6 protein-coding genes and 1 pseudogene are annotated in these 8,387 nt (G+C 54.5%); all 7 read left to right on the top strand.

Translation table 11 applies throughout. The features are described from left to right. The first annotated feature begins 68 nt into the window (after nucleotides 1–68). Nucleotides 69–1,082, top strand: coding sequence for a 16S rRNA (cytosine(1402)-N(4))-methyltransferase RsmH (gene rsmH, locus K8V32_RS08715; protein WP_303905917.1), 1,014 nt, complete (start codon nucleotides 69–71; stop codon nucleotides 1,080–1,082). Further along, the gene (gene ftsL, locus K8V32_RS08720) at nucleotides 1,079–1,837 is read left to right on the top strand and encodes a cell division protein FtsL (protein ID WP_303905920.1); all 759 of its coding nucleotides are present in this window, start codon (nucleotides 1,079–1,081) and stop codon (nucleotides 1,835–1,837) included. Before rsmH ends, ftsL begins: the two co-directional genes overlap by 4 nt. A 41-nt stretch (nucleotides 1,838–1,878) precedes the next feature. Then, complete coding sequence (locus K8V32_RS08725; protein WP_303905923.1) at nucleotides 1,879–3,663, top strand: peptidoglycan D,D-transpeptidase FtsI family protein; 1,785 nt, start codon at nucleotides 1,879–1,881, stop codon at nucleotides 3,661–3,663. Then, nucleotides 3,657–5,321: a UDP-N-acetylmuramoyl-L-alanyl-D-glutamate--2,6-diaminopimelate ligase gene (locus tag K8V32_RS08730; RefSeq protein WP_303905927.1), complete on the top strand. Its 1,665-nt coding sequence runs from the start codon at nucleotides 3,657–3,659 to the stop codon at nucleotides 5,319–5,321. Before K8V32_RS08725 ends, K8V32_RS08730 begins: the two co-directional genes overlap by 7 nt. Nucleotides 5,322–5,342: 21 nt before the next feature. Beyond that, nucleotides 5,343–6,827, top strand: a complete 1,485-nt coding sequence (locus K8V32_RS08735; RefSeq protein ID WP_303905930.1) for a UDP-N-acetylmuramoyl-tripeptide--D-alanyl-D-alanine ligase — start codon at nucleotides 5,343–5,345, stop codon at nucleotides 6,825–6,827. Further along, on the top strand, nucleotides 6,824–7,927 hold the full coding sequence (gene mraY, locus K8V32_RS08740; protein WP_303905933.1) for a phospho-N-acetylmuramoyl-pentapeptide-transferase: 1,104 nt from the start codon (nucleotides 6,824–6,826) through the stop codon (nucleotides 7,925–7,927). Before K8V32_RS08735 ends, mraY begins: the two co-directional genes overlap by 4 nt. Beyond that, nucleotides 7,924–8,387: pseudogene (gene murD / locus K8V32_RS08745) on the top strand (UDP-N-acetylmuramoyl-L-alanine--D-glutamate ligase); the annotation flags it as partial. The gene mraY and the pseudogene murD, both read left to right, overlap by 4 nt.

Consider the following 8,387-nt stretch of genomic DNA (forward strand, 5'->3'; position numbering starts at 1 on the left):
CGGATGGGGATCTGGGATAAGAGCCATCATTTTTGCAGGGCAGTAATCGCGAAGAACGAAGGAGCGTAATGGCAGTCTTTGACCAGAACGACCGACCCGCTCCCAAGGCTGCTAAAAGACATATCCCTGTGATGGCGGACCGAGTAATCGATCTGCTTGCTCCTGGCATTGAATCGGCTCGGGAAAATCAACGACAGCCCGTAGTGGTAGACGCCACCCTTGGGATGGGAGGCCACACAGAGATCATATTGAATCGTTTCGATGACGCTGTGGTCGTGGGGATTGATCGTGACACTCAAGCATTAGCACTCGCCATTGAGCGGCTGGCTGCTTTTGAAAATCGCTTCGTTGCCTTCCACGGAACTTACGACCAGATTCCTGAAGCCTTGGCCGCAGCCGGTGTCGCTGCAGCCGATGGCTATCTTTTCGATCTGGGTGTTTCGTCATACCAACTCGACGAGCGTGATCGTGGCTTCGCATATTCGTATGACGCACCTCTTGACATGCGCATGGACCCTACCGCGCGTTTCAGTGCAGCCGACGTCGTCAATGATTACGATCAGAAACACCTTGAACAAATTATTCGCCGCTACGGTGAGGAAAAATTTGCTCGCAGGATCGCTACCGCTGTAGTCGAACGGCGCCAGACCCGTCCATTTACTGAGACCGGGGATCTAGTGGAAGTCATCCGGTCGGCCGTGCCGGTAGCTGCTGGACGAAGTGGCGGACACCCGGCTAAACGCACGTTCCAAGCACTCCGGATTGAAGTGAACGAGGAACTAGACATCCTACGTGAGGCATTGCCTGCAGCAATGTCCGGGCTTCATGTCGGTGGCCGAATGGTCGTGATGAGCTATCACTCACTCGAAGACAGAATTACCAAAAAGGCGTTCCAAAAGGAAGCCACAAGTCTGACACCTCCGGGGTTTCCAGTTGAACTGGAAGAGTATGCGCCAGTCGTGGACATTCTCACCCGGGGTACTGAAAAGCCAACCAAAGAGGAAATCGATCAGAACCCACGCGCGGCATCTGCCAAGGTCCGTGCGATACAGAAAATTCGACCTACCAGGAGCAACGGATGACCACTTCCTCCTCAAACATCCGCGCATTGCGTCCCGAGTACTCAGCGGAATCCACCGCCCGGAAACTGGATGACCAGTATCAGCTCGCAGGGCAACCCGAACACACTGCGGGCGATTCTGAAGCTAGTACACGCCGTGACCAGCTCAAGGTCATATCAGGTCAGCTCAAACGGGCTCCCTTCGGGTATAGCGTTTTCGTGTTATCCATTCCCGTCATTGCGCTACTCATCGTACTGGTAGTCAATATTGTGTTATCGAACCGTCAATATGAGCTTGTTGAACTCAATGGCCAGTTGACCAGCATTACGCAAACCAATGAAGCCCTGGCACAGCAATTAGCACAGAAATCTGCACCCCAGGCAGTTGCGCAGCAAGCTGCTGATATGAGCATGGTGTTACCGGGGGCAACAGCATCAATTGACCTGTTATCTGGTGAGGTTATCGGCACTGCAACAGCCGCTGAGGCAGACAATACGCCGACCAGTTTTGTAGAGAAACCAACGGTACGTTCCAGTACGGGTATTCCCTCCGAGATCGAAGTCCCTGTGCGCGACGATTCAGATCCTGTGACAGTAACGAATGGAGAAGTCCCCGGTCCAGAATCAAATACGGTTAAAATCGTTGAACCGCAGTTGTCACTACCTTCAGCAGATGCGACAAATTCAACACCTAAAGATGGCGTGGCAGACACGATTCAGACCTCGTCAGTAGGTAGTCTTCAAGGACCCAAGGTGAGCCTGCCGACCGGCAACTAACGTGGGCCCCTGGCTGACAATGTTGAAGGTAGGTGAGTTGTGTGCCAAATACGCCCATGAGCCGAGCACCCCAAACCCGGTTAAAAGTCACCGTAGTGTTGCTCATGCTGAGTCTTGTTGTGTTAGGCGGACGACTCCTATTTATTCAAGGCATTGATGCTGAAGACCAGGCTCAACAAGCAATGGATCGGCGCACCCGACCGGTCACACTAGCGCCAGAGCGCGGTTCCATTTTAGATCGTGATGGCAATGTCATGGCTGAGTCCGTACAACGTTATGACCTGGTGGTAGATCAGCGGCTGGTTCAAGATTCTCGAGTTTGGGATCCGGAACAGTCTGCCTACACTGATCTGGACATTGACGAACAGCTCAAGGAACTCTCCGAGATTCTTGATATCGATTATCCCGAGTTGCGGGAACTCATGGTCGGCGATCGACCCTACCGGATTGTGTCTCGGCGTGTTACCCCTGAAGTACGTCAGGAAGCCCTCGACGTTGGTATTCCAGGGTTACTATCTGAGCCGGTAGCAGAACGGGTTTATCCAAATGGGGCAGTGGCTGGTTCCATCTTGGGTTTTAACGGACACGATGGGCACGGCCTAGAAGGCATCGAACGGTCACAAGACGAACACCTCAGTGGCCAAGCAGGAGAGCGCGTCTTTGAAATCTCGGCAGACGGCGTCCGCATCCCCAACGCATCGTTTTCAGAAACACCGGCTGTAGATGGCGATGATATTCGTCTCACAATTGATCTTGACGTGTCTTGGTACGCACAAGAAGCCATCGCAGCCAAAGTGGACCAATACAACGCCAAATGGGGCAACATCGTTGTGATGGATGCCAAGACAGGCGAAATCCTAGCACTGGCTGATTCTGAAACCGTAGACCCCACCGACCCAACGGCCACAGACCAACTATTCTGGCGGCCCACAGCACTAACGCAAGCCTATGAACCTGGCTCCACGGGTAAAGCGGTCACCTTTGCCATGGCACTAGACGCCGGAGTCGTGACCCCCGAACAACAATGGACCGTACCGAATAAGCAGACTTTTAATAACGAATCGATCAGTGACTCCATGCCGCACGATACGTACGACATGACCACCGCAGGAATCTTTACACGTTCATACAATACGGGAACTGTGCAGATCGCAGAACAGCTCAGTGCTGAGACTCGCTGGGACTATATGAAACAGTTCGGGATCGGAGAACCCATTGATCTGGGTATTAGTGGGGTCAACCAAGGTTTATTCACCCACTGGGAGAACTGGGACCGGCGTCAACACTTTACGACCACCTTCGGACAAGGCTATTCGCTAACGTCACTGCATACGACTAGAATTTTCCAAGCCTTGGCCAATGATGGCAAGATGATGCCGGCTCGCCTCATCGACTCGTACATTGATGAAGATGGGATTGAACGCAAATGGGAATCATCCGAAGAACCCAAGCAAGTGGTCTCGGAAGAAGCAGCCGACGAAATGCTGAAGCTGATGGAAGGAGTAGTCCAGAAAGGTACCGCATCTGCTGCCAAAATTGATGGTTACCGTGTCGGTGGAAAGACCGGAACTGGCGAAGCTGCTGGAACCAGCGGATATGACGGGTACACCACCTCGTTTACCGGTATCGTTCCACTTGACGATCCACAATTTGTGGTCTCAGTTGCGGTTCACCGACCTCAAGGCGACTGGAAGACCTGGCAAGTAACAGATACTGCCGCGGATGTAATGCAATATTTGTTGAGTAAGTATTCCGTGTCTCCCTCCGACACCGGACCGCAGCACTATGATGTATTTACAGAAGACCCACAGGAAAGGCCTTGGTAACCCAAGACGGCGGGTACACCGCGCTGACCATGCTACGACCACAAACGAAAATAAACACAAAACTTGGAGCACTCGTCAACCAGCTGGAACGCTATCGACCTGTACTAACCGGAAACCCAGAACTGACGGTGACCGGTATTTCAATGAACTCCAAAACAGTGCATCCAGGTGACGTCTATGTTGCTGTGGGTGGAGCACGCTACCACGGCGCCGACTACATCAATCAGGCTCTGGAAGCCGGGGCGGTGGCGGTACTAACTGATAACAGCGGCGTTGGGCGCATACCACCGGGGCTTACCCATATTGCCGTCGATGATGTCAGGTCGGCGTTAGCCGATGCTGCCTCGTTCATTTACCGCAATAATACGGCTGCCACACCGTGTATCTATGGAGTGACCGGGACCAACGGCAAGACCACAACCACCTATTTTTTAAATGCCATCATGGCGGCGTTGGACTATAAAACCGGCTTAATCGGGACCATCGAAACTCGAATTAATGGTGTCGCTACTCCAGCGGAATTTACCACACCAGAAGCACCAGAACTGCACAGCCTAGTGGCTCGCATGCGTGAAGCCGGGGTTGAAACCGTCGCCATGGAAGTTTCCTCACACGCCATGGACTATCGTCGCGCCTTTGCACTGCGTTATCAGGTCGCTGGTTTTACGAATCTGACGCAAGATCACCTTGATCTGCACGGCAGCATGGATGAGTACTTCGACGCCAAGGCACTACTCTTTCAATCAGATCGTTCGGTTAGCCAAGTCATCACGATTAACGGGGGTCCAGAACCTCAGTGGGGTCAACGTCTGGCAGAACAATGCCCCGACGCTGTCACACTCGATTTGGGGCCAGCCGCCGTCGTAGACACCGGAACGTCCAACGCCACCTGGAGCATTACCGAATGCGAACCGGCTGGGCTGGGGTATCGATTCCGGTTACGTCATACCTCCGGTTTCGAAGTTGATACAAAAGTCGGTATGCCCGGCACATTCAACGTAGCTAACGCAGCTTTGGCCGTGGTCATGATCTTCACTGGACATCCACGACACGACTGGGACCGCATAGCAGAGGTGCTGGCCGATGCACAGCCGGCACCATGTGAATCCGCTGTGCCGGGACGTATGGAAGTTATTAGCGATCAACCAACTGTCATCGTTGATTTTGCACACAACCCAGACGGCCTGACCCAGGCACTAGCTGCCATCAATCGGACCAAACGATCACAGGGTGGGCCAACGGCTCGCACTATTTTAGTCTTTGGTGCTACGGGTGATCGCGATACGGCTAAGCGACCGTTGATGGGACAAATCGCAGTCGAACATGCCGATGTAGTGATTGTCACTGATGATGATCCGCACTATGAGGACCCTGCAGAAATTCGTCAGGCCGTAGTCGAGGCTGCTCGAGCACGGGCGAACCATCTCGCTCATGCTCCAGAAGTTATCGAGATTGCGCCGCGGGCAGAGGCGTTAGCCCGCGCTGTGCAATTGGCCACTGCTCAAGACATTATTCTGGCGGCCGGACGGGGCCATGAAACACATCAGGACCTGGCAGGACAACGCTTTGCGATTGATGATCGCGAAGTGTTGCGTGAAGCCTTGACGGAATGTGGTTTCGTCACGACCCGCTCAGCATCATCACAAGGTACGGACTAAAACGGTAAGGTCAAAAGCGACATGATTGAACTCGATGCGAACCAGATAGCTGAAGCCACTGGGGGTCGCCTGACGGCTACCGTTGATCCCAATACGGTCGTGACTTCGGCCAATACCGATTCACGGGAAGTGAGCCCCGGCGCCCTGTTTATTGCCCGCCGCGGGGCAACCACCGATGGTCATAACTTCATCAGCGCAGCACGCCAAGCAGGAGCCAGCCTGGTTTTGGCAGAACGCGAGACGCAGGATGACCAACGGGCCGTCGATCCCGCCGTCATCGTGGATGATTCCACATTGGCTATGGGGCGGTTAGCTCGGTACATCGTAGAAAAGATTCGAGACCACTCCGCGACCACAGTTATTGCCATTACTGGATCGGTTGGCAAAACTTCTACTAAAGACGCGCTGGCGGCACTGCTGGCCACCCAGGGCCCAACCGTTGCGCCCCAAGGTTCATATAATAGCGAAGTTGGCGTCCCACTAACTATCTTCACCGCTGGACTTGATACCCGGTATTTGGTGGTGGAAATGGGCGCAGATCGTATTGGCAACATAACCGAACTTACAGATATTGTTCGCCCGGACATTTCTGTGGTGCTCACCGTTGGAACTGCTCATGCGGCGTCCTTCGGGTCAGTCGACAACATTGCCCTGACCAAAGGTGAAATTGTTGAAGCGCTCCCCGCCGGCGGTATTGCCGTGTTGAATGCCGACGACATTCGTGTTGCAGAAATGGCCCAGCGTGTCCCCGCACAGGCCTCGACCATCTGGTTTTCGGCAGCTTATGCACCGCCACAACGCGAGCACCTTGTATTTGCGGCAGACGCGGGAACCACCGAAAACGAAAACCCGCAATTCAAGCTGCAGTATTTTGGCCCCGAAGCCAACGATGCCGACCAGACAGGGTACGAGGTAACCGCACAGCTGATCGGGGAACACCACACAACCAACCTCTTGGCCGCCGCAACGGCCGCATACGCTGCGGGTATTTCGCTGGACACCATCGCGTCGCTAATGCCAACGATTTCGCCGACCTCCGCCCACCGCATGGCGCGTACCGATCGACCCGATGGCATCACCATCATTGACGACGCCTATAATGCCAACCCAGAATCCATGCGCGCCGGCCTGAAAACTCTGGCCATGCTCGGACGAAACACCGGCCGACGCACCTGGGCAGTGCTTGGCCCGATGCTAGAACTTGGCACATCGCACGCCAAAGAACATATTCTGCTGGGCGAAGTCGTCGTGCGTTTGAATATTGACCAACTCATCGTCGTAGGATCCGAAGCACGAGCACTCTATACCGGTGCCGTAAACGAGGGATCCTGGGGTGACGAAGTAGATCACGTGTTATCCAACGATGAAGCCTTCGACCTGCTGGTACAGCGCGTCGAACCCGGTGACATCGTCTTCGTCAAAGGTTCCAACGGCACACGACTGTGGGAACTCGCCGATCAACTCACCACCGTTGACTTGGTGGGGCAGAAGGAGAAACGCAAGTGATTGGACTCCTGCTCGGCGCCGTCCTCGGTGTCGTACTTACAGTTGTCGGAACGCCACTGTTTATCCGACTATTGCACAAACGCGGCTACGGCCAAATCATCCGTGACGACGGACCGACCACGCACGCCACGAAGCGGGGAACCCCCACAATGGGTGGTGTGGTGATCGTGATGAACTTTGTGGTTGTATACTTTTTGACCCATTGGATCATGATGATGCTGGGGCTAGAAAACTCCGGCATGACAGTCAGCGGTCTATTGTTGCTCTTCCTCACCGCTGGGATGGCACTTGTTGGATTCCTCGATGACTACATGAAAATCTCAAACCAACGATCCTTGGGACTCACCCCAATTGGCAAAATTATTGGCCAAGGAGCTGTGGGTATTACCTTTGCGGTGCTGGCCCTAAACTTTCCCAATGAAAACGGTCTGCCCCCCGCCTCTACGGCAATCTCAGTATTCCGGGATACGTCATGGGATTTTGCGTTTTTTGGTACCATCACCGGGGCAATTCTCTTTGTGATCTGGTCCAACCTGATCTCCACCGCAACCACGAATGCGGTCAACCTCACCGATGGACTCGACGGCCTAGCGACGGGGGCTGTGGCCATGGTGGCGGTTGGCTATGTTCTGATGACCTTATTCCAGACCAACCAATCTTGCTACGGTCCCACAAATGCCGGCGGATGCTATGAAGTGCGTGATCCGATGGACCTGGCGCTGCTCGGGTCAATTCTGGCCGGCGTGCTGATGGGTTTTTTGTGGTGGAACACCGCCCCGGCAAAAATCTTCATGGGCGACACCGGTTCCTTAGCCCTGGGTGGTGCCCTGGCAGGCTTTGCGATATTCTCCAAGACCCAGGTGCTACTGGTTGTGCTGGCTGGGCTGATGGTCATCATTGCACTGTCAGTTATCATCCAGGTCGGCTACTTTAAAATCTCTGGGGGCAAGCGGGTATTCCTCATGGCGCCCCTGCAACACCACTTTGAGCTCAAAGGCTGGGCCGAAGTGACCGTTGTGGTTCGATTCTGGCTGATCGGTTTGGCCTTCGTGGTCACAGCATTAGCCTTGTTCTACACTGAATGGGTGGTCCTGCGATGAGTACCAACCTGGATTCCCTGACCACCTGGGACGCCGACTGGAGCCAACTATCCGTGGTTGTGACTGGCCTAGGCGTCACCGGTTTCTCTGTTGCCGATACCTTGGCAGAGCTCGGAGCAGCCGTGGTGGTTGTTGACGGTAAAGACAATGAGCACAATCGACAAGCCGCCGATACCCTGAAAATTGTCGGGGTCAAGGAAGTTCTGCTGGGCGACGACGCCGTCCACGGCCTCCCGGATGCCCAAGCTATCGGTGGGACCATCGATTTAGTCATCACCTCACCGGGGTGGCGTCCAGATAACCCAGTACTACTCGCAGCACAAGCCGCCGGGATTTCCATTTGGGGAGACGTGGAATTCGCGTGGCGAGTTCGCAAACGGCAAGGTAAGCGCACCGCACGGTGGGTCGTGCTCACCGGCACCAACGGCAAAACCACCGTGGCCACTATGGCCCAATCCAT

This window comes from Enteractinococcus helveticum (genome assembly GCF_020742345.1).
Taxonomy (GTDB): domain Bacteria; phylum Actinomycetota; class Actinomycetes; order Actinomycetales; family Micrococcaceae; genus Yaniella; species Yaniella helvetica_A.

Excerpts from the sequence above, each read along its gene's own strand:
- rsmH (WP_303905917.1), top strand. The coding sequence starts at position 69 with ATGGCAGTCTTTGACCAGAACGACCGACCCGCTCCCAAGGCTGCTAAA.
- ftsL (WP_303905920.1), top strand. The coding sequence starts at position 1,079 with ATGACCACTTCCTCCTCAAACATCCGCGCATTGCGTCCCGAGTACTCA.
- K8V32_RS08735 (WP_303905930.1), top strand. The coding sequence starts at position 5,343 with ATGATTGAACTCGATGCGAACCAGATAGCTGAAGCCACTGGGGGTCGC.